Raw genomic sequence first — 25197 nt, 5'->3', positions numbered from 1 at the left:
AGTTTTAGCCCCACTCGATTCAACCTTTATCCGACTTACCCAACACGGTAGTTCGGTGCTTCCTTCGTGATAGATACATCATGCACATGGCTTTCGGTGATGCCAGCACTGGTGATCCGAACAAACTTCGGCAGAGTGCGCATCTCTTCGATCGTTGCACAACCGGTATAGCCCATTGAAGCACGCAGACCACCCATCAACTGATGCACGACGCCTGCCATCGGGCCTTTACAAGGCACACGCCCTTCAATCCCTTCGGGCACCAGCTTTTCAACACCGGCCTTAGCGTCCTGGAAGTAACGATCAGAGGAACCCGTCAGGCCAGACATAGCACCCAAAGACCCCATACCACGGTAAGACTTAAAGGCACGCCCTTGATACAACTCCACTTCACCCGGCGCCTCATCCGTACCCGCCAGCATCGAGCCAACCATCACAGCGGCTGCACCGGCAGCAATGGCTTTAGAGATATCGCCCGAGAAACGAATACCACCATCAGCAATCACCGGCACACCCAGATCTTTAAGCGCGGTTGCAACATTCGCCACCGCACTAATCTGTGGCACACCTATGCCCGCAACAATACGTGTCGTGCAGATGGAGCCAGGGCCAATACCCACCTTGACACCATCTGCTCCAGCAGCGGCAAGCGCCAAAGCGGCTTCAGCGGTCGCGATGTTACCGCCCACGACCTGCACCTGAGGAAAGGTTTGTTTAACCCAAGCAACACGGTCAATCACGCCTTTAGAGTGACCATGCGCAGTATCTACGACGATCAGATCCACACCCGCCTGAACCAAGGCTTCAACACGCGCAGGCGTTTCAGGACCGGTTCCCACGGCAGCGCCCACAATCAAACGGCCCTTACCGTCTTTTGCGGCAAGTGGATAGGCCTGAGCTTTGCTCATATCCTTCACCGTCATCATGCCGGTCAAACGGAACTGCTCATCCACCAATAGAATTTTTTCAATACGATGCTTGCGTAATAAATCACGGATATATTCTGGATCATCCCCTTCACGCGCAGTCACTAAGCGCTCTTTTGGCGTCATGATGCTGGAGACAGAAGCTTGCATATTGGATTCAAAACGCACATCTCGACTGGTGACCAGACCCACCAGCTCATTCCCTTCCATGACCGGAAAGCCAGAGAAACCATGACGGCGTGCCAACTCCAGAACCTCGCCCACAGTGGTCGATGGGCTGCAGGTCACAGGCTCAGTGACGACACCCGATTCGTACTTTTTAACCTTACGAACCTCTTCTGCCTGCTGCTCAGGAGTCAGATTTTTATGAATAATCCCTATCCCGCCCTCTTGCGCCATCGCGATCGCCAAGCGTGCTTCGGTGACGGTATCCATCGCCGCTGAAACTAAAGGGATATTCAGTTCAATGCCTTTGGTCAGGCGGGTTTTCAGGGAAACGTCTTTTGGCAGTACTTCTGAATACCCCGGAACCAGCAGTACGTCATCAAAGGTGAGTGCTTCTTCAACGATTCGCAACATTCTCAACCAGCCTGTCTAACTTGAAAAATAAGACCCAATATTTTACACAGAACACGCTCTTTTCTCAATCTGAAAAAATGCAAGACTCCAGCACTAGATAAGTACAGATTTGTCATTTTAGCCAGCTCACATGCCGAAAAAATTACTGTTAAGATAGTCCTCATGAATCTATCAACTTCTTCCGTTCTCAGCGTCAGTGACTTAAATGCACAGGCGCGTACGCTTTTAGAAAGCCACTTCAACCTCGTTAAAATCGAAGGTGAAATCAGCAATCTGGCACGCCCCTCATCAGGCCATCTGTACTTTACTCTGAAAGATGCCAAAGCTCAGGTTCGTGCAGCGATGTTCCGCAACCGCGCACAATTTTTGCGCACCCTTCCCAAAGAGGGTGATCGCGTCCAGGTGACGGCGCGCGTCAGCCTGTACGAAGGCCGCGGTGATTTTCAATTGATCTGTGAGCAGATGGCACCCGCCGGACAAGGTGACTTACAACAAGCCTTCGAAGCTCTGCGTCAACGTCTGGCGCAAGCGGGGCTGTTTGATGTCCAACACAAACGCCCCCTACCCAAGTTTCCGCATCATCTCGGCATCATCACCAGCCCCAGCGGGGCAGCCATTCACGATATCCTACAAGTATTACAAAGACGCTATCCTGGCCTCCCCATCACCCTCTTCCCAAGCGCTGTTCAAGGCAGTGAAGCGCCGGCTCAATTGATTCGCGCCTTACAACAGGCACAAACGGATGGGCAATGTGATGTCTTGATTTTAGGTCGAGGGGGCGGCTCACTTGAGGATCTTTGGGCGTTTAATAACGAACACCTTGCCCAGAGCATCTTTGCCTGCAAAATTCCGATCATTTCAGCTGTCGGACATGAAGTGGATGTCACGATTGCCGACCTCGTCGCAGATATACGTGCCGCTACACCCTCTGCGGCCGCCGAATTAGTGAGCCCCGACCAACAGGTTTTACAACGCCAACTTAGAAGCGTAGAGCAAGCCCTAACACAACAGATGCAACGCCATTTGCTGCAGCAGCGTACGCATCTACAACATTTACGCAAACGCTTGCGACATCCTGGAGATCGCCTGAGAGAACAAAGCCAGCGCTTAGATCAACTCGAACTCAGACTAGGCCGTGCCGTTCAAAGCCAACTAGATGAACAGCGCATAGCATTAAGACAACTCGAGCTAAGATTAAAGCGCGCCACCCCAGAGAAATCTTTGCTGTCTCTGCGCCAGCATCTCAACCAACTGGAACATCAATTGCGCTTAAAAATGCACGAAGATGTCAAACATCGACAACTGCGGTTTCAAGGATTACTCGCACGTTTAAACTCCGTAAGCCCCCTGGCCACTCTAGAGCGGGGTTACAGCATTCTGCGTAACGATCAACAAGAACTGATCACATCTGTGAAAAACGTGTCTGCGGGCGATATTCTGCATACCCAACTCTGCGACGGCACTCTGCGCAGTCAGGTTTTAACGCTCGACACGCCCTCATCCAACTCTGATTTGGAATCCTGTTAATGCTGCTTAATTTTCAACGCAAGTCTCCAGACCTTTCTGTCCAAGCCCCCAGTCTGATCATTCTGCATGGACTACTCGGCAGTTTAGAAAACTGGGGCGCGATCAGTACCGCTTTAGCCAACCAATTCGATGTCATTACGGCTGATCTACGCAATCACGGCCGCTCCGGCCACAGCACTACAATGAATTATCAAGCTATGGCAGAGGATGTTTTGGAATTGATGGATCACCTCGAACTTTCCAGTGCCCACCTGCTTGGACATTCCATGGGAGGCAAGGTCGCCATGCAACTAGCCCATCAAGCACCCGAGCGTATTCAACGCCTGATTCTCGTCGATATTGCACCGGTAGCTTATCCCGCACAGCATGAAAATGTGTTTGCCGGATTAAGTGCCATAAACTTAAGCCAGCTGCAGAGCCGTCAAGAGGCTGATCTGCAGTTACAGGCCTTTGTGCCAGAAGCAGGGGTACGTGCTTTTCTTCTTAAAAATCTGGCGCGTGAAGGGAAAGAGTTCTTCTGGCGCATGAATTTAGAGGCCCTAAAAAACCACTATACAGAGATCGCCGCCGCACCCGCAGGCCCTTGGGAATTTCCTCAGCCAACACTGTTCATCAAGGGCGAATGCTCTGATTACCTGATTCCTGAGTATCAAGCTGAGATATTAAGACGTTTTAGCCACGCCAGTTTTAAAGTCATTGCGGGAGCCGGACACTGGCCACATGCCGAAAAACCCCAAGTATTTTTAGGCTTGGTTGAACGTTTCTTGAAGGCGTATCAGGCTTGACGATCCAATAGACTGCCTAAATTTGCAGGTCCTGGGAGGGCTCCCGTGGCAATTAAGCGGCTATTTAACGCTTGCAGCGCCTGCTGAATTTCAACGAGGCGCTCATTAAACTCACGTAACCTTTGTGCAGATCGCTCTCTTTGTGCCTGCATTTCATCGGCGACTTCACGACGACGTTCAGCTGCGGCTTCTCTTTCATCAAGAGCTTGCTCTTCTGCTTTTTGAGCTTCCGTATTATCCGCTTCCAGTCGTGATTCCGCCTGCTCTTCGCTCGTTACAAGACCCAGCTCAGGTCGTGCCTCGGCCTGTTCAGCAGGCTCCTGCAACAAGGCCTCGTCAGCTTCTATTTGCTGCGCTTCAGCCCTTTCCAGCGCAATCTCAGCTCTTGCCTCCGCGGCCATACTTCGTGCTTGCGCGGCTACTTTAAGATCTTGTGGGGAGGGATCAGCCGGTGCCAAAGCAGCACGTGCAATCGTTTCGGCTTTTTGTAAGCTCGCCTCAGGGTCGCCCGGTACCGGCGAGGTATCAATACTGACTTCACCGCCAACGGCATAAAGCTGACCATCAGGGCCGCGCTCATAGGTATAACTAATCGCACCGGTATAAGGTCCGCCCACTACTTTATGCGCCATCTCATGCTGACGTACCTCACGATCACGCTGCGCGAGTGCCTGGACTAAACTTTGTTCTAGATTTTGCTGCTCAAGATCAGACGCTGAAGAGGTAGAGCTGACGCGGGAGGTAGAAGATAGATCTGAAGCAAAGTTGATGCTATCGGCTGGATTATTAATCGGGGAGCTATTCAGTGTTGAGCTAACAGAAGTGCTGGCCAAAGCAGCAGGTGCACTCTTCTGTTGAGCACCTGCTACCCAACTGATAGATGCTAAGCCATTGACTTGCATACAATCACCCTCTGCTTTACGTCTCCTTTAACGCATCTAATACTTCAGACACGCGTATCGATCAGAGACCCCATTACTTCATCCGCCTGATTAACCACCTGGGTGGTCGGTGCAGCGACCTGCTGCGCCGCAGCGGTTTCTTGTACCGAGGCACTGAGAGGCTGACCTGCCTGAACTTCCGGCGTATCTGGCTTGCCACTGCCCTGAAGATCGCCGGCGACACGCTGTGTGTTGTCCAGACCACGATTCACATTCAACAAGCCGCTGGTCTGAACCGCTACGCCATTAATATTCATAACTCACCCATTAATACTCATCATTAATCACATAAAGACCCTTGAACACCTTACTTAGACATTTTCCACAAAGGGACTCATATCTCTGGATTCAAGAGCACTTTCAGATTCAAGTTTAGCACAGGCCAAAAAACTGTACAGATTTTGTTCAACCTCAACGCGCATTGGATGACAATAATAAAGAGAGATCTAGGTGTTGCGCTGCGTGCTGCGAATCGGCAGCAGACATCCAAGGCACCACGCCTAACAGCGGGGCACGCAAACGCTGAATCAAACTCTCCAGATTCTCCTCGAATCTTGGCATCTCAGGATCCAGTTGATTTGCCACCCAACCCGCTAAACGCAAGCCATCACGTGCAATCGCCTCAGCTGTCAGCAAAGCATGATTCAAGCAACCTAAGCGCATCCCTACGACCATAATAATCGGCAGATTTAAAAGGCGCGGCACTTCAGAGAAAGCTTCTCGAGCATTGAGTGGCACCCGCCACCCACCTGCCCCCTCAATAAATACTTGATCAACAGGTTGCATTAAAGTGCCCCGACAATAAGCCGCTATTCTTTCCGCACTTAGGATACGTGTACCCGCGGCCAAATGCGGTGCCACCGCTTCGGGCAGCGCAACAGGATTAATTTGATCGTAACTCAATTCAACATTCGCACAGGCTTGAAGATGCAAAGCATCTTCGTTACGCCAACCCTCTGCCGTCAACTCACATCCCGCTGCCAAGGGCTTTAATCCGACTGTGCTGTAGCCTTGTGCGATCGCAGCGTGCATCAAAGCCCCTGTAACTAAGGTTTTTCCAACACCTGTATCTGTCCCGCATACAAACCAAGCTGCTTTCATTTCACACTCTTTTTTAATACCCAGTAATAAGTCTGATAAGTCAAAGGCAAGCCTTGAGTTTGACGATAACCTTCATAGATCTCCGCCAAGGCTTGTAAACGCGCGCGCCCACCCAGACCTGCTGCTTGACGCCCGGCCACAGGGTTTGCACCCAAATCTTTTAAAGATCGCATCAAGGCGGGTAGATCCGGGTAATAGAGCACCTGCTCTTGCACCTCCAGTTCACAAGACCGAAGGCTATCAGGCAAACAGTCCAACCAGTCTTGAGCCGATAAAAATCGATTCACGTGCGGTTGATCATCCAGTTCAGCCCAGGCATCTCGTAACTCGTACAAACTGGCCGGACCCAAGGTCGCTAAATAGGCGCAAGCACCCGGCTTTAGGACGCGTGCAATTTCTTGTAATAAGCGCTCAGGATGAGGACACCATTGTATGGCCAAACTGCTAAATATTAGGGATTGAGATGAGTTGGCCAAGGGTAGTGTTTCGGCATCTGCACAAAGAAAATGCACCCCTTGCTCAGCATGGCGCTGACGACAAATATGCAACATGCCCTCGGCTAAATCTAAGGCCAAAACTTGTGCTGGCTCTAAAAGTTTCAGCAGTTGAGGGATGGCATATCCCGTTCCAACGCCCAGATCACAGCAGAAATCATCTGCTCCGACATTAGATCCAAGCTGAATTTTGCTGAGCAGATGCTTGGCCACAACCGGTTGCAGTTCTGCAACACGATCATAGTCCCGAGCAGCACGACTAAAGGAATAAGCGACCTGTTTTTTATCCAGGCTCGATAGCACGCGGTGAGGTAAGCGCATCAAAACTCCTGCTGGGGATCGGAATCTGAGATTTTTTCCAGTCCATGAAGCGCCAAGCGCTTTTCTAAATCCGTAAAAAAAGCCTCCGCATCGGATAAAAAGGGCAGATGCGCAGCATCAGGAAACAGAGATAGCTGCGCATCAAAAGGAGTGAAATGCTCGCGCATCACTGCATACCAAGGCAGACTCGGCACTAGGAGGTCTTTCCCTCCTAAAACGAAAAATACACGATCCTTCAGTCGCTCCCATTCAGCCCATGCGCTCTGTCGTAACCAATTCAACTGTTGCTGTAATTGCTCGACACTTGCGTCCGATGCCTTCTCTTCAAGCAGAGGGATCAGTGTGCGTGCCGCCACCGAGCCTTTCACTTGTAGATGTCGAAAACGTTTTAGAAGCTGAGCAGGCTGCGCAATCAGATCTTGCTCAAACGCATTAAACATCTCTTCTGACATGGCATGCGGCCAGTCTTCACCGGCAACAAACTGGGGGGTCGCCGCCAGCATAAACAAGGCTTGAGTGCGTTGCGGCTGCAAGGCGGCCGCCTTCAAGGCGATCAATCCACCTAAGGACCAACCCACCCAGATCGCAGGCTCCTGCACTTCTGCAAGGATTGCTTCAACACAAGCCTGCAACGCCACAGGGTGCTTTTGATAGAGAGCATCAAACTCAGCGGCTGAATAGTCGACACGCCAGATGCGCATTCTGTATGCCTGCGCCCAAACCTCAAAGTTTGAGAAGATCTGACTTGAAGCTGCCCAACCTGGAAGTAATATCAGCAGAGGACCACTCTCGCCCTGCTTATCAACTTTGATCATTATCGACTCTAGAGGCTTGTGCTAAAGCGTTTAACAGTCTGTCCACCTGCTCTGATGTATGTGAGGCGGTCAGAGTCACCCTAAGACGCGCCGTACCCTCTGGAACCGTCGGTGGTCGAATCGCCGTCACCCAGATGCCCCGCGCTCGCAAAGCATCACTCATGGCCAAGGCGGCCTGAGCAGAGCCCACAACAAGAGGTTGGATCGGCGTTGAAGAGGGCATCAAATTCAAACCTAAGGCTTGGCAGCCTGTGCGGAACTGCTGTATCAATTGCCGAAGATGCTCACGTCGGTGTCCTTCTTCTCGCAGCAACTGCAAACTGGTCAAGGTCGCATGAGCGACCGCTGGAGGCAAACTAGTGGTATAGATGTAGGGCCTTGCAAACTGAATCAGTGTTTCAATCAAGGTTTCCGAACCCGCTACAAAAGCACCCGCCGTACCAAATGCCTTGCCCAGAGTGCCAATCAAGATAGGTAGTTCATCAACGTTGAGATTAAAGGCTTCCGCACAACCGCCCCCCTGCTGACCCAGCACACCAAACCCGTGGGCATCATCCACCATCAAGTAGGCATTTTCGGCATGACAAATCCGGGCCAAGTCATCCAGTCGTGCAACATCTCCATCCATACTGAAGACACCATCGGTGACGACTAAACGTCGACCTGAGGTCTCATCTTGTTGCAGCCATTGAGCGAGACGCTGTACATCCTGGTGAGGATAACGACGAAAGCGCGCAGCGCTGAGGCGCCCACCATCCAGCAAGGAGGCATGATTGAGTCGATCCTGGTAGACCCGATCCTGTGCCGACAACAAGGCGGTTAGCACGCCGAGATTCGCCATATAACCGGAAGAAAAAAGCAATGCACGTGGGCGTTGAGTGAATTCAGCTAACGCCTCTTCTAGCGCATGATGGGCATAGCTGTGCCCAGAGACCAGATGAGAGGCGCCCCCTCCGACGCCATAGCGCGCGGCACCTTCCTTGAGAGCAGACACCACCCGAGGATCGGCCGCCAGACCAAGATAGTCATTGGAGCAGAACGCCAGACAGGTTTGATCTAAAAGCCGCACCTGCGGCTGCTGTGGGCTATAAAGTGTCTGTCGTTGGCGATATAAACCCTGCCGCTGGCGTATCTCTAAACTCGCCTTCAGCTCGGCATCCAGGCGCTGACCTGCTCTCATCCGCGCGCAGCATCCTGAAATAAGGCAGCATCTTGCTGAGCACGTAAGCTCTGCTCAATCGCTTGTTCATACGCCTCATCGGACACATCTTCACGCACCTCAGGGTAAATACCCAAACGTGTAAACAAAGCTTTATCGGCATTCGCTTCAGGGTTATCGGTGGTCAGAAGCTTATCTCCATAGAAAATGGAATTGGCACCGGCGAGGAAGCATAACGCCTGCATCTGATCGTTCATGGCCGAACGCCCTGCAGAAAGACGAACATGAGAGTGTGGCATCAAAATACGCGCAACCGCGATCGTCCGAATAAAGTCAAACGGATCGACTGCCTCCGCTTCCTCCAGCGGCGTACCCGCTACGCGCACCAACATATTGACGGGAACCGATTCCGGATGCTCCGGCAGATTGGCCAAGGTGAGCAACAACCCCACACGATCACGTTGTGACTCACCCAACCCCACAATCCCACCACAACAAACCTTCATGCCCGCCTGACGTACATTTTGCAGCGTATTTAAGCGATCTTGATAGGTTCGCGTCGTAATAATCTCACCATAGAACTCTGGAGAGGTATCTAGGTTGTGGTTGTAATAATCCAAACCGGCTTGTGCCAGATCTGTGGCCTGCTCTTGATCCAGCATGCCCAAAGTCATGCAGGTTTCTAGCCCCATCGCCTTAACACCACGAATCATTTCAATGATATAAGGCATATCGCGGGCATTCGGCTGCTTCCAAGCCGCGCCCATACAGAAACGACTGGCTCCCGCCTCTTTTGCGGCCTGTGCCTGCTCTAAAACTTCACGCACTTGCATCAGGCGCTGCTTTTCCAGTTCTGTATTGTAATGCGCGCTTTGCGGACAGTATTTACAATCCTCTGGACACGCCCCTGTTTTGATTGAGAGCAGCGTGCTCACCTGGACAGCATTAGCATCAAAATGCTGACGGTGCACGGTTTGTGCCTGAAACAAAAGATCATTAAAGGAGAGATCAAAGAGCGCTTGGACTTCAGCTTCAGTCCAATCATGACGCAGGTGGGACGCAGTATTCATACAGACAAATCCAAGCTATAAAGGAATGAATGCGGCACTGCCGCTGATTTCAGGCATGATAAAATGACGCAGGATGATGTCAACCTATGCTTTTCAATAAAGTTAACCTTAGATCATTTATTAATCAAAACTGTGCTTTATGCCAACTGCACCACTGTGACACGAGCGGCCTCTGTGAAGCCTGCCACGCCGATCTACCCTGGCTGCTCAATCCCTGCCAACACTGCGCCCTTCCCCTCAATCTCAGCTGCAACCCCAGCCAAGGACTTTGCCCGACCTGTCGCCGAGGTGACAGCGCCTATGATCGCATCCGCGCTGCCTTTCAATACCAATTCCCTATGAATAGCCTCCTACCCCAGATCAAATATCACCAGAATCCAGTCGCCTTAGGCTGGCTGAGTGAAGTTTTTGCCCGCTGGTTAATCAGCGATCTGGAGACACCTCCCCAAGCCTTAGCTTATGTGCCGATGCGGCCCTGGCGCGCCTTGCTTCGCGGTTTTAATCAATCCGAATTGCTCTGTCGGGCTTTAAGCCAAAAGCTGGACATTCCTGTACTGGAAGGCGCGCTTAAGAAAATACGCTCCACACCTCGCCAAATGACGCTCGATGCTGAAGCACGGCAGCGCAACCTCTTAAACGCCTTTTACGCTCAAGGCGAGTTGCCGCGTCATGTTGCGCTGATTGATGATATCTGCACCACGGGGAGCACAGCCGAAGCCATCGCCCAAGCTTTAAAAATGGCCGGCTGTGAAGTCGTGGAAGTTTGGGTATTGGCACGTACGCCACAACCCAGACACTTAGACGAATAAGGCCCCGAAACATCCACCCTCTACTCAGAAGACTGTGCGTCCCGCCGGTTTCCTTCTATGATGATCAAGTGCATTCAACAAAAAAGAGATACATAAGAAATGACGCTCACCATGCTTGGACAGCTGATCGGGGGTATCGGCATGTTTCTTCTCGGCATGCAACTTCTGACTCAAGGTATGAAACTGGCTGCCGGGCGCTCCCTCAAACAAGCGCTTGAATTTGCCACCCGCTCTCGTTTACGTGGCCTGATTTCAGGCACCTTGATCACAGCACTGGTGCAATCCTCTAGCGCTGTCACGGTCGCCACGTTAGGCTTTGTTAACGCGGGCTTGCTCACTCTGGCACAATCGATTGCCGTGATTTATGGCTGCAATATCGGCACGACCATGGTGGGCTGGTTGGTGGCCACGATCGGCTTCAAAATTCAGATCAGTGCCTTCGCACTCCCAATTATTGGCCTGGGGATGGTGTTGCAGATTACTGCGAACAAACGCCGTCTTGGGCATATCGGAACCGCGCTCATCGGTTTTGGTATCTTCTTTATTGGCCTGGATTTTATGCGCACCGGATTTGAAGGTTTCAGTGATGACTTTCAGCTTGCCAGTCTCGGCCAGGGCATCTGGGCTTTAGCGCTCTTTGTCCTGGCAGGTTTTGTGATGACTTTTTTAATGCAGGCATCCGCCGCGGTCATGGCCATCGCCCTGTCACTGGTCTACACCAACTCAATCACCATGTCGGCGGCGGCGGCCGTTGTTATTGGCGCCAATCTCGGCACGACCACGACAGCTCTCATGGCCGCAATTGGCGCCACATCTAACGCCAAACGTATCGCCGCCGCACATGTCGCATTTAATATCCTAACGGGCCTAGTAGGTTTACTGCTACTCATGTTCAGCGCGACTTATTTAGATGCACTGGACCCGAGCGCTCTAGACTTGGTGATGCTCCTAGCGCTTTTTCATACGCTGTTTAATGTGATGGGTGTGCTCTTGATGTGGCCACTCACCACTCACCTAGAACGTTTCCTGAACAAACGCTTTCGCAGTCAGGAAGAAGATGAAGCTCGACCTCGTTATATCGACCAAACCGTTCTGGAAACACCCACCCTGGCTATTGAAGCCATCAGCCGTGAGCTAACCCGCGTCAGTCAGCTCTGTAGCCGCATGTCGCGTGAATCAATCAGCGCCGAACGCCATGCCTCGGCACGACTGGAACAGCAACAAAATGGGGTCAATCAATTGATCGGACAGATCGTCAGCTTTAATCAGGAGCTCGGTCGCCAGAATCTGAGCTTAGAGATCAGTGAAGCGTTGCCCCTCTCACTTCGGGTCGCACGTTATTACAGTGAAGTGGCACGTCTCGCCGCGAAGCTGCCAGAATATTACCCAGTGTTTGAACAAATCGAAGATACAGGCATCCGGCAAGCTGTGTTTCAATATCAGCGCCAGGTCATCGCCTTGATCGACATCTGTGAACTCAGCGAAGAAAGCCACATTCAAGGTATTGAGGCTCATAAAACGATTTTAGAACTGGATAAAACCTATCAAGATCTCAAAAGCCAACTGTTACAACAAAGCATCGCCGGACGCCTGAGCAGCCAAGAAAGTGTCGCGCTGCTGGATGCGCTGAGTCATGTTCAGCGTTTAGCTGAACAGATCGAAAAAGGCGCTCGCCACTGGAGCTACAGCGTTCCAGCTTCGCGACGCACGCCCTTGGTCGAACCTGTTTTAACCACTTAAGGACGAATCCTATCCGTGAATCTTACTGCGATACAAACCTTCGAATTTCAAGCAATTGGGCGTATTCATAGCCCTTTCAAAGAAAAGTTTGGCATCCCAAGACAACCGGGGCTCACCCCTTCACTAAAGATGCGCCTGGAATTGCTAGGCCCTGCCGCGCAACCTGAGACATTACGCGGCATAGAAGGCTATTCACATCTCTGGATAGTGTTTGTCTTTAGTGCCACCGCTCACCAGGGTTGGAAACCTCTAGTGCGTCCACCTCGTTTAGGGGGGAACCAAAAGCTCGGCGTCTTTGCGACACGTTCTACTTTTCGACCCAATCCAATCGGTTTATCTGTTGTTACTTTAGAAGAAGTGGAAACCAGCCCTGCCGGCACGTTTTTACATCTATCCGGCGCAGATTTCCTTGACCAAACTCCAGTCCTTGATATTAAGCCCTATCTTCCTTATGCCGACGCGCTGCCTGAAGCCTTCGCCGCCATCGCTCCGAGCGCACCGCAGCAATCCAAACCCCTTTACTTCTCAGCGCAAGCCGCTGCCGCCTGTACCGAGCACAGTCAGCGTTTACAGCAACCACTGCATCAACAGATCAGTGAAATTCTTAGCTGCGATCCGCGCCCTGCTTATCAACACCAAGACACTCAACGAGAATATGGCTTACGCTTGTATGATTTAAATCTCCGCTTTCGTATTGATGCTGAGCAGATTACCCTATTAAGCCTGACGCTTGAGACATCGGAATAACAAGCGCTTAGACGCTTTTTTGCTTGTATACCCTGCCCCATTCGGAGAGTTCTTGTGACCTTTTTGCAACCTGAAGATCTGAAATTTGACTATGAGCATATCTGGCACCCCTACTCTTCTATGCAGGCACCCTCACCTGTGTTTCCTGTAGTTTCCGCTGAGGGCGTGCGCTTACGCTTAAATGATGGTCGCGAGTTGATCGACGGCATGGCATCCTGGTGGTCTGCTATTCATGGTTATAACCACCCTGTCCTCAATCAAGCCGCCAAAGCGCAAATCGATAAAATGGCGCATGTAATGTTCGGAGGACTGACCCACCCGCCCGCAATCGCATTGGCACAAAAGCTGGTCGCACTGACCCCGACCGCTTTGCAGACTGTATTTTTTTCTGACTCCGGTTCTGTGAGTGTCGAGGTCGCCATCAAGATGGCTTTGCAATACTGGCATGCTCGCGGGAAAAGTGAAAAACATCGTCTGATTAGCTTAAGACGGGGATATCACGGTGATACCTTTGCCGCCATGTCTGTCTGTGATCCCGTGACCGGCATGCATCAATTGTTTCAACGCAATTTACATGCACAAATCTTCCTACCCGAGCCAAAAACCCCCTTTGGTGAAGCGCTTTGGCCGGAAGATCGTGAGGCACTGGAGAATCTACTCGCCGCGCACCATCAGGAGGCCGCTGCACTGATTCTTGAACCCATCGTACAAGGTGCTGGAGGCATGCGTTTTTACAGCGCTAGTTATCTAGGCTATGCACGCCAACTCTGTGACCAATATGATATTTTGCTGATTGCCGATGAGATCGCCACCGGCTTTGGGCGTACTGGAAAACTCTTTGCGTGTGAGCATGCCGATATCACACCCGATATTCTCTGTCTGGGTAAAGCTTTAACCGGTGGCTACATGACGCTGGCCGCAACGCTGACCACTCAATCTATCGCCCAGACGCTCTCATCCGGTGAGGCGGGTTGCTTTATGCACGGCCCGACCTTTATGGGTAATCCACTGGCCTGCGCTGTCGCCTGTGCCAGCCTGGACCTGCTTTTGCAGAGCGACTGGCAAGCACGAATTGCGCAATTACAACAGGGATTAGAACGGGGTTTAGCACCTGCTCGTGCCTATACCGGTGTTGCCGACGTTCGCTGCTTAGGGGCGATCGGTGTGATTGAGCTCAAACAAGCCGTCAATTTACCCCAACTGCAGCCTAAGTTTGTTGAGGCAGGTGTCTGGGTGCGCCCCTTCGGCAAATTGGTTTATGTGATGCCGCCTTACATCATCTCCGATGAGGATCTCAGCCAGCTGTGTCAAACAATTTGCCAAGTCGTCCATGATTGGGCTTAACAACCCTTTCTCACTACGCCATCACTCATCCAGATAGTCATAATGCACATGTGAGAGATTTTCAAAGCGTGTGTACTTACCGATAAAGGTTAAGCGTGACGTACCGATAGGGCCGTTACGCTGCTTACCTATGATGATTTCGGCCACACCCTTTTCAGGGCTATCTTCGTTATAAACTTCATCACGGTAGATAAACATGATCACATCGGCATCCTGCTCAATCGCCCCCGACTCCCTCAAATCGGAGTTCACCGGACGCTTGTTCGGACGGTTTTCCAAACTACGGTTGAGCTGAGACAGCGCTACTACAGGGCACTGCATCTCCTTCGCCAGAGCTTTGAGTGAGCGAGAAATCTCTGAAATCTCAGCAGTTCGCCCCTCACTTTTACCCGTTTTCAACTGCATCAACTGTAAATAGTCGACCATGATCATGGCCAGATCACCCTGCTCGCGTACGATGCGGCGCGCCCGACTGCGCATCTCATTCGGACTGATACCCGGTGTATCATCAATGAACAGAGGCTTACCTTTGAGCATATTCACCGCGGTCGTGAGCTTCGGCCAATCTTCATCCAATAGCTGCCCGTTGCGCACACGGGTTTGGTCTATACGTCCTAATGACGACAACATACGTGTCACGAGTTGATCAGCAGGCATCTCTAAACTGAACACGAGCACAGGTCGTTGTGTAGCCATCAAGGCATTCTCGACCAAGTTCATCGCAAAGGTCGTTTTCCCCATAGAGGGACGCGCCGCGACAATGATTAAGTCCGATTTCTGCAATCCGCCGGTGCGCTCATCCAGATCATCAAAACCCGTGGTCACCCCCGTTAACGAATCCGCGTTGTGAAACAGGTGATCTATACGTTCAACTGCTTTTTTCAGCAGTGGGTTGATCGCTTCAGGTCCCCCTTGATTAGGGCGATTCTCGGCGATCTGGAAAATTTTCTGTTCCGCTTCATTCAGAATCTCATCGGATGCACGACCTTGCGGCTGAAACGCATTTTCCGCTATCTCATTGGCCACGCTGATCATCTGCCGCAAGAGCGCACGATCGCGCACAATTTCTGCATAGGCACGAATATTGGAGGCACTGGGTGTATTTCGGGCCAAAGCAACTAGATAATCCAGCCCACCCGCTCGTTCTAAATCACCTTGACGATCCAGTTCTTCAGATAGTGTCACCACATCCAACGGGCGACTATCATCGACCAACTTTTGCATGGTACGGAAAATCATGCGATGTTCTGGGCGGTAGAAATGTCGGTCTAGCAGAATCTCAGATGCGGTATCCCATGCCTGGTTATCCAGCATCAAGCCACCCAAAACGGATTGTTCCGCTTCTTGAGAATAGGGAGGGACCTTGGCCTCCACAAAGGCGTCAGAGTGCTGCTCTGCAAACTCCATCAAACTCTTTCCTCTTGGCTTGCTTAACCGAAATTCGCCATTCTAGAGTGACAGGCAAAAAAAAGACACCAGGGCTTAGCCGAGGTGTCTTTTTTGTCTTTGACCAGCGCTAAAGAATTATTCAGCCGCAATGATCAAAGTGATAGAGGTGCTCACTTCAGGATGCAGCTGGATGCCGATCTCGAACTCACCTACGTGGCGGATTACGCCTGCAGGCAGACGCACTTCGCTCTTGCAAACTTCAGTACCTGACTGAGAAACCGCGTCCGCGATGTCACGAGTACCGATAGAACCAAAGAGTTTACCTTCATCACCCGCTTTGGTGATGATGGTCAGCTCAAGACCTTCCAACTGCTCAGCACGCTCCTGCGCAGCAGCCAGTTTAGCGGCTGACTGAGCTTCCAGTTCAGCACGACGCTCTTCAAAGCGCGCTAGGTTTTCAGCCGTTGCAGAAACAGCTTTACCCTGTGGAACCAGGTAGTTACGACCGAAGCCGCTTTTTACAGAAACCTTGTCGCCCAGCTTACCGAGCTTACCAATATTTTCGAGCAGAATAACTTCCATCTCGTAAACCTCTTAATTCTACATCTGAAGATGTAGTCACTTAATTCCCAGCGGGTATTCCTTTGCGCAGATCAAAGCACGCATCAATCAAGGCCAGAAATACCAACAATGTCATTAGATAGGGACCGAAAAACAGCAGCATGACATAAAGAGTGATCAGCCAAGTTTTTCCAAATCCGCGTCTTGCAACCAGCCAGTGAACCCAAGCCACCCCTGCGATAAACAAAGGCATCAGCAACAGGGCATACCAGCGCACCATGTCTAATCCCAGCGTGCCGCCTAGCACCACACCTGCGAGCAACAGAATTGCAAACCAGGCAGGGAGGCGTAATTCATGAAACTCTTCACGAAAACCACCCGGATTAAACAGAGCCGCTTGCCAACTGCGCGCTAACATCAGCACCAAGAGCACCGCTAAAGCATGAAAGCCTGTCAGCGCGCCCAACACAACTGAACGCATCGACATATTCGTAAACATTGCCTGCGAGTTCGTTGCTGATGGCTGTTGCATCAGTTGCTGAGCAATTTCTGCCCAAAGGTCCACTCTCGTCCCTAGCAGCATCTCTAGCAGATAGCTAATGAGTACACCGATCGGTACGAGGGCAATCAAAACTCTTGGCCATGAGCGGCTTTCTCTGAGCAAAACGGCGAGTATAAAACTTGCCAGAATCACCGCCAGCGCTGAAGGATCACCTGATAGGCTCCACAACAAGGCGGGCAACATTGCCCAGAACAGAATTTTGATGCCATCTGACACACCACGCCGCAGTGTAATCAGACTCACCCCTGCCGCACTGACCCAGTACAACAGAGGCAACATAGCTGCAATGACAACTATCATGACCGCCTGACTGCGTCCCTTCATGATGCTATCAGCGAGGGCTCGCATGGCGGTTACCTAAACTTACTTGTGTCCGTCAGTGTACGGCAGCAACGCAATGTAACGGGCACGCTTGATCGCTGTAGCCAGCTGACGCTGGTAACGAGCTTTGGTGCCAGTGATGCGGCTAGGTACAATCTTGCCGGTTTCAGTGATATAAGCTTTTAGCGTTTCGAGATCTTTGTAATCGATCTGAGAAACACCTTCTGCTGTGAAACGGCAGAACTTGCGACGACGAAAGAAACGAGCCATTTTTACTCTCCGATTAGATTTAAATTACTCTTCAACTGATTCTTGCTCGTCAGCGTCAGAGTCTTCTACTTCAGACTCTCTCGGCTGGCGCTCAGCACGGTCTTCACGACGTGGCTTGCGCTCTTCACGGGCTTCAGCGGCTTTAATCGGAGAAACTTCAGTGATCGCTTCTTTACAACGAATGATCATGCTACGCAGAACAGCATCGTTGTAACGGAAAAGACTTTCCAGCTCATCCAGAGTTTCCTGGTTACACTCGATGTTCATCAGAACATAGTGTGCTTTGTGAGCATTGTTGATCGGGTAAGCCAACTGACGACGACCCCAGTCTTCTAGACGGTGGATGGTGCCTTCAGCGCCTTCGATCAAGTTTTTGTAACGGTCCAGCATAGCTGGAACCTGCTCGCTCTGATTCGGATGAACCAGAAATACGATTTCATAGTGACGCATTATTGCTCCTTACGGTTTTGCAGCCTTCGAGCCAGGGATTTGGCCGAAAGCAAGGAGTTGAACATACAAAACGGAGCCATATTCTACGGCCCATTCCATTTGTTTACAACTGAATTTTTATCCGTGTCAAGCCTCTGACACCTCTTGAATCTCATAACTGTGGCTAATTTCAACGCCTCCGCGTTCCAACATCAAGGACGCTGAACAATACTGCTCCGCAGAAAGCTGAACGGCGCGCTTAACTTGTGATTCCTTTAATCCACGCCCACTGACAACAAAATGCACATGGATTTTGGTAAAGACGGCAGGAACCGTTTCGGCTCTTTCGGCGTCGATTTTAGCCACACAATCCACCACCTCTTGACGGGCTTTTTTCAGAATATTCACCACGTCATAGCTGGTACAGCCACCTAAACCGAGCAGAATCAGCTCCATAGGACGAGCGCCTATTTTCTGCTCACCATCCATCATGACAGCAAAACCCGTACCTGTCTGACCCTGAAAACGCACATCACCTTGCCATTTCACTTCTGCTTGCATAACGGCTTCACCTAAATTTCTTCAAGATCAGAATTGATTAAAAAGTTCGACGAGTTTTTCACCCGGTTCCGATGCACGCATAAAGGCTTCCCCAACCAAGAACCCCTTTACACCCGCATCACGCATCTGCACCACATCTTCCGGCGTTACAATACCGCTTTCTGTAATCACCAGACGTTCTGATGGAATAGACGACAACAGATCAAACGTATTCTTGAGACTGACCTCAAAACTATGCAGATCACGATTGTTAATCCCCAGAAGCGGGGTTTGCAACGGCAAGGCTCGCGCCAGCTCTTCGGCACCATGCACTTCGATCAAAACATCCATACCCAAGTCATGCGTCAGCTGAGTAAACGCCCTCAACTGCTCATCACTCAAGGCTGCAACGATCAACAGGATTGCATCCGCTCCCAAACAACGCGCTTCGTAAATTTGGTAGGCATCTACAATAAAATCTTTGCGAATGACCGGTAAAGCGCAGGCCGCACGCGCTTGCTGAAGGTAGGCGTCTGCACCTTGAAAAAAATCCACATCGGTTAAGACTGACAAACACGCAGCACCGGCTTGCTCATAACTCCGTGCAATCGCAGCAGGATCAAAATCCTCACGGATCACGCCCTTGGAAGGACTGGCTTTTTTGGCCTCAGCAATAATCGCCGGCTTTCCAGCTAGAGCTTTAGCCCAAAGCGCCTGCGCAAAACCGCGCACAGGGTCGGCCTCTGCCACACGCTCTTTTAATTGCGCTAAAGAGATTTGAGCGGAACGCTCGGCCACTTCTTGATGTTTACGTTCAATAATACGTTTAAGAATGGTCGGTGTATCGGTCATGCCGACTCCTGAATAAACTTTTGACTAAATTGAGCCAGCTCCTGCATTTTCGCAGCGGCTCGACCTTCTTGCATGACAGCCAGCGCCTTGGCGACCCCCGCTTTATGATTTTCAGCTGCCGCGCCCAGCCAGATTGCCGCGCCGGCATTGAGTGCAATCATATGACGCGCTTTCACAGCCAGCTTTTCCTGACTATCCGAGAATGCCAACTGAATCAAGCGCAAAGAATCCGCGGAAGACTCTACTTCTAAGCCGATCAGACTCTGGCTTTCAATACCAAGTGTTTCCGGTGTTAGGCTATATTCACGAATAAAGCCATCCTGTAACTGAGCGACATGCGTGGCCGTTGCTAAACTGATTTCATCCAGACCATCTTCAGCGTGAACCACTAGGATTTCTTCAGCCCCTAACTGCTGCATGACCTCAGCCATTGGACGACACAGTTGCTGACTGAATACACCGATCACCTGACGCTTGACCCCCGCTGGATTGGTCATAGGGCCTAAAATATTAAATAACGTGCGCACCCCTAAAGCCTTACGAGCCCCTATCGCGTGTTTCATCGCGGTATGATGCGAAGGCGCAAACATAAACCCTACCCCAACCTCATCAATACAGCGCGCCACCTGCTCAGCAGTTAAAGCAAGATTAACACCTGAGGCCTCAAGCAAATCAGCACTGCCACTGCTGGATGACACCGCACGATTGCCATGTTTGGCAATCGCAACACCGGCGGCAGCCGCCACAAATGCAGATGCGGAGGACACATTAAACAGATTCGCCCCATCACCACCGGTGCCGACAATATCCACGGCGCAGGGCGATTTAATTTTGACGGGCGTGGCCAGCTCACGCATCACTTGTGCCGCGCCGGTGATTTCATCAATCGACTCACTTTTCATGCGCAAAGCCACCAGGAAACCCGCCACCTGAGCTTCCGAACACTGCCCAGTCATGATTTGCCGCATCACATCGACCATTTCCGTACGCGATAAGTCTAGATGCTCAATTACGCGCGCCAGTGCCTGCTGTATATTCATCTTATTCTTCTCCTTGACGGATTGCTTGGCCTTGTGTCCAAGGCACACCCAAAAAGTTTGCCAGTAACTCCAAGCCCTGTTCACTTAAGATCGATTCAGGGTGAAATTGCACCCCTTGTACGCCGGTCCCTGCATCCCGAATCCCCATCACTTCTGCACACTGAGATTCCGATCCAGTCCAAGCAGTGATCTCCAAACCGGCGGGTAGGCTGCCAGGTTCCAGTACTAGGGAATGATAACGCGTCACCTGAAGAGGATGCTGCAACCCTGCAAAAACCCCCTGATCTTGATGATAGATCAGAGAGGTTTTACCATGCATCGGTTTCTCTGCACGCACCACTCTAGCTCCCAGAGCTTGACCTATCGCTTGATGTCCTAAGCACACGCCTAGGATGGGAATCTTGCCTGCAAAACGCTCAATCAGCCTTAAAGAGATACCGGCTTCATCGGGCGTACAAGGCCCTGGCGAAATCAAAATATGCTCAGGTGCCTGATCCGCTACCTCACTTAAGGAGATAGCATCATTACGGTACACTTTGACCTCTGCACCTAAGATTTGCAGATAGTGCACAAGATTCCAGGTAAAACTGTCATAATTATCAATGACCAAAACCATGCTAGGGTTATCACCACCTACATTAAAGCACTGTATCAAGACCCAATTTTTCGGCCATTAGTGTAAAGCCTGCAAGATAAAAAGTCGTGCCAAGTCTTGAGATACTTTTGATTTCATTCATCTCCGGCTCAGCTTTCTAGCGTAAGCTAATCACCACCTTTTCTGGAGGACCTAGTCATCATGATCTCACGCGAGACATTTGTTCGAATTCGTTATAGCCAACTCCTTCTGCTCATCCTCTTCACAGTCACTCTGAGTGCCTGTGCGACCTCACCCACCGGACGCAGCCAATTTACCATGTTCAGTGACCAGCAGATCAATGCGATGGGTGCGGCAAACTTCGAGCAGATGCGCCAAGAAAAGAAAACCGTTACCAATGCTGAAGTGCGGCGTTATGCTCAGTGTGTCACAGATGCACTCCTGGCCGTCTCACCCGATCCTCATGGCTGGGAGGTGGAAGTGTTTGCTGCCGATACACCGAATGCCTTTGCGTTGCCGGGTAAAAAAATCGGCCTCTACCAGGGCATGCTAAATTTGGCACAAACTCCTGCACAGCTAGCCGCTGTGGTGGGGCATGAAATTGGCCATGTCCTGGCTCGCCACGGCAATGAACGTGTCTCGACTCAATATGCCACGCAAATGGGCTTAGCCCTGGCAACAGCAGTCTTCGCCAGCGGCGAGCGCTCGAATGATCAACTCTTAGCCGCTTTAGGCCTGGGCGCTCAGGTCGGTATTTTACTGCCATTTTCGCGCCAGCATGAAATCGAAGCTGACTTGATGGGGTTAGAGCTCATGGCCAGAGCAGGTTTTGATCCCCGCGAAAGCATCACACTTTGGCAGAATATGAGCCGCCAAGGTTCCGGTAATATTGAGTTCTTATCCACACATCCAGGTTACAACACCCGTATTCAAACCTTACAACGTGCCATGCCAGACGCCCTCAACCTCTATGAGCAAGCACAACAGGCAGGTCGTAAGCCAAGCTGCCGTCGACCTGGATCTTGATCCCTCCAGATGAAGTGAATCATCGGAATCGACACAACAAAAAACGGGAGCCTTAGCTCCCGTTTTTCGTCGAGTTCAATGCATCACACCCTTAGGATAGAGACATCTTCTGCTTGCAAGCCTTTATCGCTTTCGCGTACGTAAAAACGCACTTTCTGGCCTTCATTAAGTGAACGATGGCCACGCCCGCGAATGTTGCGGAAATGTACAAACACATCATCACCGTTTTCACGTGTGATAAAACCAAAACCCTTAGATACATTGAACCACTTGACCGAACCGGTTTCACGATCATCATTCGCTGGATCAAAATCATCGTCTTCATCCTCTTCCATCTGAGAAGAAGCTCGAGACGCTGCCGCGGAAGCCGGCTGCATCTGCATGAGAAAGCCTGCGACCAAAATCAGCAAAAAGTTCACCGCCATCGTGGCCCATAGATTTTCCAGCGACTGACCCAAAAACGCGACCAATACCGCCACCACTGCACTTAACACGATCGTTTTTATCAATTGATTACCGCTCATTTGTATTTGTCTCTTTTACGCTAAAACGCTACAAGGATTTTCTAATAAATACCGAGCCCAGCTAAAATATACGCTTCGCTAGAATACCGATGCTTTGCTAGCCGCTCGACAGTCTTGCAGGTATATATCAGATTGCGATTTTTTTCAACGCGTTATAGAGTTCCGCTGCAAATCAAATAGGAGATCTAGATGTCTGAGTCCGAACGTTTAACCGAACTGGAAACTCGTGTAGCCTTCCAAGAATCCGCGTTAGATACTCTCAGCGATGTCATCGCACGGCAGGAGCTGGAACTCGAAAAACTCAATCGTATGGTGAAACATCTTGCGCTACAGCTCAAAGGTTTATCGCTTGCTGAGGGCGATGGCATGGCAGACGAACCGCCTCCACCGCATTATTAACTCCGATTAATCCATACGCTTGAGCGCATAGATATCATAACGACAGGATTTACCCTCTAAACGCACACTCGGCTTTGGCCCTTGCAGATCAGGTGCTTTACGCGGGCGCTTCACCACCACACGATACACCGCCACCTCAAGCGCCGCTTGCAGCAACGCATCCGCATCCTCATCGGCACCGACTAGGCTACGAAACGCCAACATTTCCTTTTTAACTTGCGCAGATTTGTCACTATGCGGGAACATCGGATCGAGGTATACAACCTCAGGTGGCTCTGTCCAACCCGGTCTACGCAACCATTCCACGCCTTCAGCCTGATGCAACTCCATACGTGACAAAATAGGTGCCAAGTCTTCCAGATCACGCCCTCGCTCTAAACCATCGCGTAACAGCCAAGCGACCAAAGCTGAACGCTCCACCATCTGCACTGGACAACCGAGGGTCGCCAACACAAATGCATCACGACCCAAACCGGCCGTCACATCCGCAACTCTTGGACGTTTACCCTTTTGTAAACCGCAGGCTTTCGCGACCATCTGCCCCACACCGCCGCCGAATTGTCGACGATGAGCCACCGCACCGGATGCAAAATCGACCCAAACCGGGCCAGGTGTTTTACTTCCCAGCTCTTGTAACTGCCAGGCTTGATCACGGTAAAGTAAAGCGTGGCTATACTGAGTGGCATCATTCAGATCAAGTTCATCCACCCAAGGCAGCCCTAGGGCGGCAGCCGCCGCCCTGGCCAGATCAGTTTCCTCGGAGGAAGCCGCTGCACAGACTAGATCCAAGGGCCTACTCATGCCGAGACTCCTGGGAAAAAGAAATAAAGTCCGAGCAGAAGCACGCCCAACAACAAACGATAAATCACAAAAGGCATCATCCCTATCTGTGCAATCCATTTTAAAAATAAATGGATACAGGTCCAAGCACTGACACCTGCGACCAAGGCACCCAGCACCAGCATCTCCAGCGGTAAGACTTGTGCGCCCGTTTGCACACGGCCAGCCATCATCACACAGGCACCCAAGGTCACCGGGATCGATAACAAAAATGAAAAGCGTGCAGCAGAGGTGCGGTCAAACCCCAGCATCAATGCCGCCGTAATCGTCACACCGGAGCGTGATGTGCCCGGGATTAAAGACACCGCCTGAGCGAACCCTATGTATAAGGCCTCCTTTAACCCCATCTGGGCTAAAGTGCGCCGCTCTTTACGAAACCAATCGGCCCAGCCCATCAGAGCACCAAAGAATAGGGTCGTTGCTGCGATCACCAGAATAGAGCGCCCCCAATGCTCTATCGCACTGACAAAAAGTGCGCCAGCAAGCACGGCGGGCAAGGTCCCCAGGATCACACACCAACTCAACCAGCCCTCCGGACTTTGCTGCCCTTTTAAGCTGCCCCACCAGGCATAAAACATGCTGACAAGATCACGCCGAAAGTAAATCAACACAGCCACTAAGGTACCCAGGTGTACCCCGACATCAAAAGCCAAGCCTTGATCCGGCCAAGCAAAAATTTGGGCCGGTAAGATGAGATGGGCTGAACTGGAGATGGGTAGAAATTCAGACAAGCCTTGAATTAAAGCCAATAGAAGCGTTTGCATCCATTCGCTGAAGTTCATTGCTGATCCTTTTTCTTCCAAGCCACTTCATCACGAAGATAGACAGGTTGTGCCGCATCCGCTGCAATGGCTTGGCCACGCTCTAAGGCTTGCAACGCCAAAGGCAACATCTGGCTGGCACGCGGCCAGATCCCTTGATCCCATACACCTAAACGCGCCTGTACAGTTTCAGGCAGTTGCGTGAAATAAACACCTCCACTGCCTACCGCCTGCCAAGTTTCCTGAGTTTCCGGTAGAGAGACATCTCCTGGATGCGCAACACGTTCGGGTACCAAGGCCAAAACTTCACCCGCCTGCACACGATAAGCGGCCCAATAGACCTCATCCATACGCGCATCCAACGCCGTGAGCACGACCCGATCGGGGTAACGCTGCGCGGCATCTAACGCCATGGCTTCCAAGGTTGAAACCGGTAACAATGGACAATCCAGGGCCAAAGCCAGGCCTTGCGCAGCCCCTGTCGCGATCCGTATCCCTGCAAAAGAGCCAGGACCACGACCAAATGCAATCGCGTCCAACTCACGCATCGCGACCCCAGCTTGAGCGAGCAGCTGCTCTACCATCGGCAATAAAAGATGGGTATGACGACGCGGTTCAATCCGAAAATCTTCGATCACCTCTCCGTGCGACCAAAGCGCAACAGAACATGCATCTGTCGAAGTATCCAAAGCAAGAATTCGACTCATAATGACTCTACTGATCCTATAAC

At 51.3% G+C, this 25197-nt stretch carries 29 protein-coding genes; 8 read left to right on the top strand and 21 right to left on the bottom strand.

Going from position 1 to position 25197, the window contains the following annotated elements; all coding sequences use genetic code 11:
• Positions 1 to 35: 35 nt before the first annotated feature.
• Positions 36 to 1505 carry an IMP dehydrogenase gene (gene guaB, locus E1H14_RS11035; RefSeq protein ID WP_149391536.1) on the bottom strand — a complete coding sequence of 490 codons (1470 nt, stop codon included), beginning with the start codon at positions 1503 to 1505 and terminating at the stop codon, positions 36 to 38.
• A 162-nt stretch (positions 1506 to 1667) separates the two neighbouring features.
• On the opposite strand from guaB, the gene xseA reads away from it, so the two are divergent.
• Positions 1668 to 3032 carry an exodeoxyribonuclease VII large subunit gene (gene xseA / locus E1H14_RS11030; RefSeq protein ID WP_149391535.1) on the top strand — a complete coding sequence of 455 codons (1365 nt, stop codon included), beginning with the start codon at positions 1668 to 1670 and terminating at the stop codon, positions 3030 to 3032.
• Positions 3032 to 3817, top strand: coding sequence for an alpha/beta fold hydrolase (locus E1H14_RS11025; RefSeq protein WP_149391534.1), 786 nt, complete (start codon positions 3032 to 3034; stop codon positions 3815 to 3817). Before xseA ends, E1H14_RS11025 begins: the two co-directional genes overlap by 1 nt.
• Here the strand turns inward: E1H14_RS11025 and E1H14_RS11020 are convergent.
• The 7 genes from E1H14_RS11020 to bioB all read right to left on the bottom strand — a co-directional run bounded on the left by E1H14_RS11020 (position 3808) and on the right by bioB (position 9718).
• Positions 3808 to 4719, bottom strand: a complete 912-nt coding sequence (locus E1H14_RS11020; protein ID WP_149391533.1) for a putative metalloprotease CJM1_0395 family protein — start codon at positions 4717 to 4719, stop codon at positions 3808 to 3810. The two genes, E1H14_RS11025 and E1H14_RS11020, sit on opposite strands and share 10 nt — an antisense overlap.
• Before the next feature lie 44 nt (positions 4720 to 4763).
• Positions 4764 to 5015 carry a hypothetical protein gene (locus E1H14_RS11015; RefSeq protein WP_149391532.1) on the bottom strand — a complete coding sequence of 84 codons (252 nt, stop codon included), beginning with the start codon at positions 5013 to 5015 and terminating at the stop codon, positions 4764 to 4766.
• Between the two features lie 154 nt (positions 5016 to 5169).
• A complete protein-coding gene (bioD, locus tag E1H14_RS11010) occupies positions 5170 to 5859 on the bottom strand; it encodes a dethiobiotin synthase (RefSeq protein ID WP_149391531.1) in 690 nt (229 codons plus the stop codon).
• On the bottom strand, positions 5856 to 6674 hold the full coding sequence (gene bioC, locus E1H14_RS11005; protein WP_149391530.1) for a malonyl-ACP O-methyltransferase BioC: 819 nt from the start codon (positions 6672 to 6674) through the stop codon (positions 5856 to 5858). The genes bioD and bioC overlap by 4 nt, the downstream gene beginning before the upstream one ends.
• Positions 6674 to 7489, bottom strand: a complete 816-nt coding sequence (locus tag E1H14_RS11000; protein WP_149391529.1) for an alpha/beta fold hydrolase — start codon at positions 7487 to 7489, stop codon at positions 6674 to 6676. Before E1H14_RS11000 ends, bioC begins: the two co-directional genes overlap by 1 nt.
• The gene (gene bioF, locus E1H14_RS10995) at positions 7476 to 8669 is read right to left on the bottom strand and encodes an 8-amino-7-oxononanoate synthase (protein WP_149391528.1); all 1194 of its coding nucleotides are present in this window, start codon (positions 8667 to 8669) and stop codon (positions 7476 to 7478) included. The genes E1H14_RS11000 and bioF overlap by 14 nt, the downstream gene beginning before the upstream one ends.
• On the bottom strand, positions 8666 to 9718 hold the full coding sequence (bioB, locus tag E1H14_RS10990; protein WP_149391527.1) for a biotin synthase BioB: 1053 nt from the start codon (positions 9716 to 9718) through the stop codon (positions 8666 to 8668). Before bioB ends, bioF begins: the two co-directional genes overlap by 4 nt.
• Before the next feature lie 86 nt (positions 9719 to 9804).
• Here bioB and E1H14_RS10985 point away from each other — a divergent pair, with 86 nt between their 5' ends.
• From E1H14_RS10985 to bioA, 4 genes are all read left to right on the top strand, one after another.
• Positions 9805 to 10527, top strand: a complete 723-nt coding sequence (locus E1H14_RS10985) for a ComF family protein (RefSeq protein ID WP_149391526.1) — start codon at positions 9805 to 9807, stop codon at positions 10525 to 10527.
• Between the two features lie 99 nt (positions 10528 to 10626).
• Positions 10627 to 12267, top strand: coding sequence for a Na/Pi cotransporter family protein (locus E1H14_RS10980; protein WP_149391525.1), 1641 nt, complete (start codon positions 10627 to 10629; stop codon positions 12265 to 12267).
• A 15-nt stretch (positions 12268 to 12282) separates the two neighbouring features.
• Entirely contained in the window at positions 12283 to 13014 is a 732-nt protein-coding gene (gene tsaA, locus E1H14_RS10975) for a tRNA (N6-threonylcarbamoyladenosine(37)-N6)-methyltransferase TrmO (protein ID WP_235017446.1), read from the top strand.
• A 63-nt stretch (positions 13015 to 13077) separates the two neighbouring features.
• Complete coding sequence (gene bioA / locus E1H14_RS10970; protein ID WP_149391646.1) at positions 13078 to 14358, top strand: adenosylmethionine--8-amino-7-oxononanoate transaminase; 1281 nt, start codon at positions 13078 to 13080, stop codon at positions 14356 to 14358.
• A gap of 21 nt (positions 14359 to 14379) precedes the next feature.
• Here bioA and dnaB read toward each other — a convergent pair whose 3' ends face one another.
• The 9 genes from dnaB to E1H14_RS10925 form a co-directional block, all read right to left on the bottom strand.
• The gene (gene dnaB, locus E1H14_RS10965; RefSeq protein ID WP_149391524.1) at positions 14380 to 15765 is read right to left on the bottom strand and encodes a replicative DNA helicase; all 1386 of its coding nucleotides are present in this window, start codon (positions 15763 to 15765) and stop codon (positions 14380 to 14382) included.
• Between the two features lie 117 nt (positions 15766 to 15882).
• The gene (rplI, locus tag E1H14_RS10960) at positions 15883 to 16329 is read right to left on the bottom strand and encodes a 50S ribosomal protein L9 (RefSeq protein WP_149391523.1); all 447 of its coding nucleotides are present in this window, start codon (positions 16327 to 16329) and stop codon (positions 15883 to 15885) included.
• Positions 16330 to 16369: 40 nt separating this feature from the next.
• Complete coding sequence (locus E1H14_RS10955; RefSeq protein ID WP_149391522.1) at positions 16370 to 17218, bottom strand: YybS family protein; 849 nt, start codon at positions 17216 to 17218, stop codon at positions 16370 to 16372.
• Between the two features lie 15 nt (positions 17219 to 17233).
• Positions 17234 to 17461: a 30S ribosomal protein S18 gene (rpsR, locus tag E1H14_RS10950; RefSeq protein WP_149391521.1), complete on the bottom strand. Its 228-nt coding sequence runs from the start codon at positions 17459 to 17461 to the stop codon at positions 17234 to 17236.
• 24 nt (positions 17462 to 17485) lie between these two features.
• Positions 17486 to 17911 (bottom strand): 30S ribosomal protein S6, encoded by a 426-nt coding sequence (gene rpsF / locus E1H14_RS10945; RefSeq protein WP_149391520.1) that lies wholly within the window; start codon positions 17909 to 17911, stop codon positions 17486 to 17488.
• Between the two features lie 126 nt (positions 17912 to 18037).
• A complete protein-coding gene (locus E1H14_RS10940; protein WP_149391519.1) occupies positions 18038 to 18451 on the bottom strand; it encodes an OsmC family protein in 414 nt (137 codons plus the stop codon).
• Positions 18452 to 18478: 27 nt separating this feature from the next.
• Positions 18479 to 19282, bottom strand: coding sequence for an indole-3-glycerol phosphate synthase TrpC (trpC, locus tag E1H14_RS10935; protein WP_149391518.1), 804 nt, complete (start codon positions 19280 to 19282; stop codon positions 18479 to 18481).
• Positions 19279 to 20322 carry an anthranilate phosphoribosyltransferase gene (trpD, locus tag E1H14_RS10930; protein WP_149391517.1) on the bottom strand — a complete coding sequence of 348 codons (1044 nt, stop codon included), beginning with the start codon at positions 20320 to 20322 and terminating at the stop codon, positions 19279 to 19281. The genes trpC and trpD overlap by 4 nt, the downstream gene beginning before the upstream one ends.
• 1 nt (position 20323) lies before the next feature.
• Positions 20324 to 20938: an anthranilate synthase component II gene (locus E1H14_RS10925; protein ID WP_149391516.1), complete on the bottom strand. Its 615-nt coding sequence runs from the start codon at positions 20936 to 20938 to the stop codon at positions 20324 to 20326.
• Positions 20939 to 21118: 180 nt separating this feature from the next.
• On the opposite strand from E1H14_RS10925, the gene E1H14_RS10920 reads away from it, so the two are divergent.
• Positions 21119 to 21943 (top strand): M48 family metallopeptidase, encoded by an 825-nt coding sequence (locus E1H14_RS10920; protein ID WP_149391515.1) that lies wholly within the window; start codon positions 21119 to 21121, stop codon positions 21941 to 21943.
• Between the two features lie 83 nt (positions 21944 to 22026).
• Here the strand turns inward: E1H14_RS10920 and E1H14_RS13425 are convergent, their stop codons facing one another.
• A complete protein-coding gene (locus E1H14_RS13425; protein ID WP_149391514.1) occupies positions 22027 to 22467 on the bottom strand; it encodes a cold-shock protein in 441 nt (146 codons plus the stop codon).
• A gap of 189 nt (positions 22468 to 22656) precedes the next feature.
• Here E1H14_RS13425 and E1H14_RS10910 point away from each other — a divergent pair, with 189 nt between their 5' ends.
• On the top strand, positions 22657 to 22866 hold the full coding sequence (locus E1H14_RS10910) for a SlyX family protein (protein ID WP_149391513.1): 210 nt from the start codon (positions 22657 to 22659) through the stop codon (positions 22864 to 22866).
• A 6-nt stretch (positions 22867 to 22872) separates the two neighbouring features.
• Here the strand turns inward: E1H14_RS10910 and E1H14_RS10905 are convergent, their stop codons facing one another.
• Genes E1H14_RS10905 through tsaB form a run of 3 tightly spaced genes read right to left on the bottom strand, consistent with a single transcriptional unit; the run spans position 22873 to position 25174 of the window.
• Positions 22873 to 23667 carry a class I SAM-dependent methyltransferase gene (locus tag E1H14_RS10905; RefSeq protein WP_149391512.1) on the bottom strand — a complete coding sequence of 265 codons (795 nt, stop codon included), beginning with the start codon at positions 23665 to 23667 and terminating at the stop codon, positions 22873 to 22875.
• Positions 23664 to 24488, bottom strand: coding sequence for an undecaprenyl-diphosphate phosphatase (locus E1H14_RS10900; RefSeq protein ID WP_149391511.1), 825 nt, complete (start codon positions 24486 to 24488; stop codon positions 23664 to 23666). The genes E1H14_RS10905 and E1H14_RS10900 overlap by 4 nt, the downstream gene beginning before the upstream one ends.
• Complete coding sequence (gene tsaB / locus E1H14_RS10895; protein ID WP_149391510.1) at positions 24485 to 25174, bottom strand: tRNA (adenosine(37)-N6)-threonylcarbamoyltransferase complex dimerization subunit type 1 TsaB; 690 nt, start codon at positions 25172 to 25174, stop codon at positions 24485 to 24487. The genes E1H14_RS10900 and tsaB overlap by 4 nt, the downstream gene beginning before the upstream one ends.
• Positions 25175 to 25197 lie beyond the last annotated feature (23 nt).

The organism is Nitrincola tapanii, from assembly GCF_008368715.1.
Classification (GTDB): Bacteria; Pseudomonadota; Gammaproteobacteria; order Pseudomonadales; family Balneatricaceae; genus Nitrincola; species Nitrincola tapanii.
Note: the sequence above shows the minus strand (reverse complement) of the source record. Positions and strands in the feature narration are given on the sequence as shown.

Bases quoted from the DNA above. Each gene is read 5' to 3' on its own strand.
- guaB (WP_149391536.1), bottom strand. From the start codon at position 1,505: ATGTTGCGAATCGTTGAAGAAGCACTCACCTTTGATGACGTACTGCTG.
- xseA (WP_149391535.1), top strand. From the start codon at position 1,668: ATGAATCTATCAACTTCTTCCGTTCTCAGCGTCAGTGACTTAAATGCA.
- E1H14_RS11025 (WP_149391534.1), top strand. From the start codon at position 3,032: ATGCTGCTTAATTTTCAACGCAAGTCTCCAGACCTTTCTGTCCAAGCC.
- E1H14_RS11020 (WP_149391533.1), bottom strand. From the start codon at position 4,719: ATGCAAGTCAATGGCTTAGCATCTATCAGTTGGGTAGCAGGTGCTCAA.
- E1H14_RS11015 (WP_149391532.1), bottom strand. From the start codon at position 5,015: ATGAATATTAATGGCGTAGCGGTTCAGACCAGCGGCTTGTTGAATGTG.
- bioD (WP_149391531.1), bottom strand. From the start codon at position 5,859: ATGAAAGCAGCTTGGTTTGTATGCGGGACAGATACAGGTGTTGGAAAA.
- bioC (WP_149391530.1), bottom strand. From the start codon at position 6,674: ATGCGCTTACCTCACCGCGTGCTATCGAGCCTGGATAAAAAACAGGTC.
- E1H14_RS11000 (WP_149391529.1), bottom strand. From the start codon at position 7,489: ATGATCAAAGTTGATAAGCAGGGCGAGAGTGGTCCTCTGCTGATATTA.
- bioF (WP_149391528.1), bottom strand. From the start codon at position 8,669: ATGAGAGCAGGTCAGCGCCTGGATGCCGAGCTGAAGGCGAGTTTAGAG.
- bioB (WP_149391527.1), bottom strand. From the start codon at position 9,718: ATGAATACTGCGTCCCACCTGCGTCATGATTGGACTGAAGCTGAAGTC.
- E1H14_RS10985 (WP_149391526.1), top strand. From the start codon at position 9,805: ATGCTTTTCAATAAAGTTAACCTTAGATCATTTATTAATCAAAACTGT.
- E1H14_RS10980 (WP_149391525.1), top strand. From the start codon at position 10,627: ATGACGCTCACCATGCTTGGACAGCTGATCGGGGGTATCGGCATGTTT.
- dnaB (WP_149391524.1), bottom strand. From the start codon at position 15,765: ATGGAGTTTGCAGAGCAGCACTCTGACGCCTTTGTGGAGGCCAAGGTC.
- rplI (WP_149391523.1), bottom strand. From the start codon at position 16,329: ATGGAAGTTATTCTGCTCGAAAATATTGGTAAGCTCGGTAAGCTGGGC.
- E1H14_RS10955 (WP_149391522.1), bottom strand. From the start codon at position 17,218: ATGCGAGCCCTCGCTGATAGCATCATGAAGGGACGCAGTCAGGCGGTC.
- rpsR (WP_149391521.1), bottom strand. From the start codon at position 17,461: ATGGCTCGTTTCTTTCGTCGTCGCAAGTTCTGCCGTTTCACAGCAGAA.
- rpsF (WP_149391520.1), bottom strand. From the start codon at position 17,911: ATGCGTCACTATGAAATCGTATTTCTGGTTCATCCGAATCAGAGCGAG.
- E1H14_RS10940 (WP_149391519.1), bottom strand. From the start codon at position 18,451: ATGCAAGCAGAAGTGAAATGGCAAGGTGATGTGCGTTTTCAGGGTCAG.
- trpC (WP_149391518.1), bottom strand. From the start codon at position 19,282: ATGACCGATACACCGACCATTCTTAAACGTATTATTGAACGTAAACAT.
- trpD (WP_149391517.1), bottom strand. From the start codon at position 20,322: ATGAATATACAGCAGGCACTGGCGCGCGTAATTGAGCATCTAGACTTA.
- E1H14_RS10925 (WP_149391516.1), bottom strand. From the start codon at position 20,938: ATGGTTTTGGTCATTGATAATTATGACAGTTTTACCTGGAATCTTGTG.
- E1H14_RS10920 (WP_149391515.1), top strand. From the start codon at position 21,119: ATGATCTCACGCGAGACATTTGTTCGAATTCGTTATAGCCAACTCCTT.
- E1H14_RS13425 (WP_149391514.1), bottom strand. From the start codon at position 22,467: ATGAGCGGTAATCAATTGATAAAAACGATCGTGTTAAGTGCAGTGGTG.
- E1H14_RS10910 (WP_149391513.1), top strand. From the start codon at position 22,657: ATGTCTGAGTCCGAACGTTTAACCGAACTGGAAACTCGTGTAGCCTTC.
- E1H14_RS10905 (WP_149391512.1), bottom strand. From the start codon at position 23,667: ATGAGTAGGCCCTTGGATCTAGTCTGTGCAGCGGCTTCCTCCGAGGAA.
- E1H14_RS10900 (WP_149391511.1), bottom strand. From the start codon at position 24,488: ATGAACTTCAGCGAATGGATGCAAACGCTTCTATTGGCTTTAATTCAA.
- tsaB (WP_149391510.1), bottom strand. From the start codon at position 25,174: ATGAGTCGAATTCTTGCTTTGGATACTTCGACAGATGCATGTTCTGTT.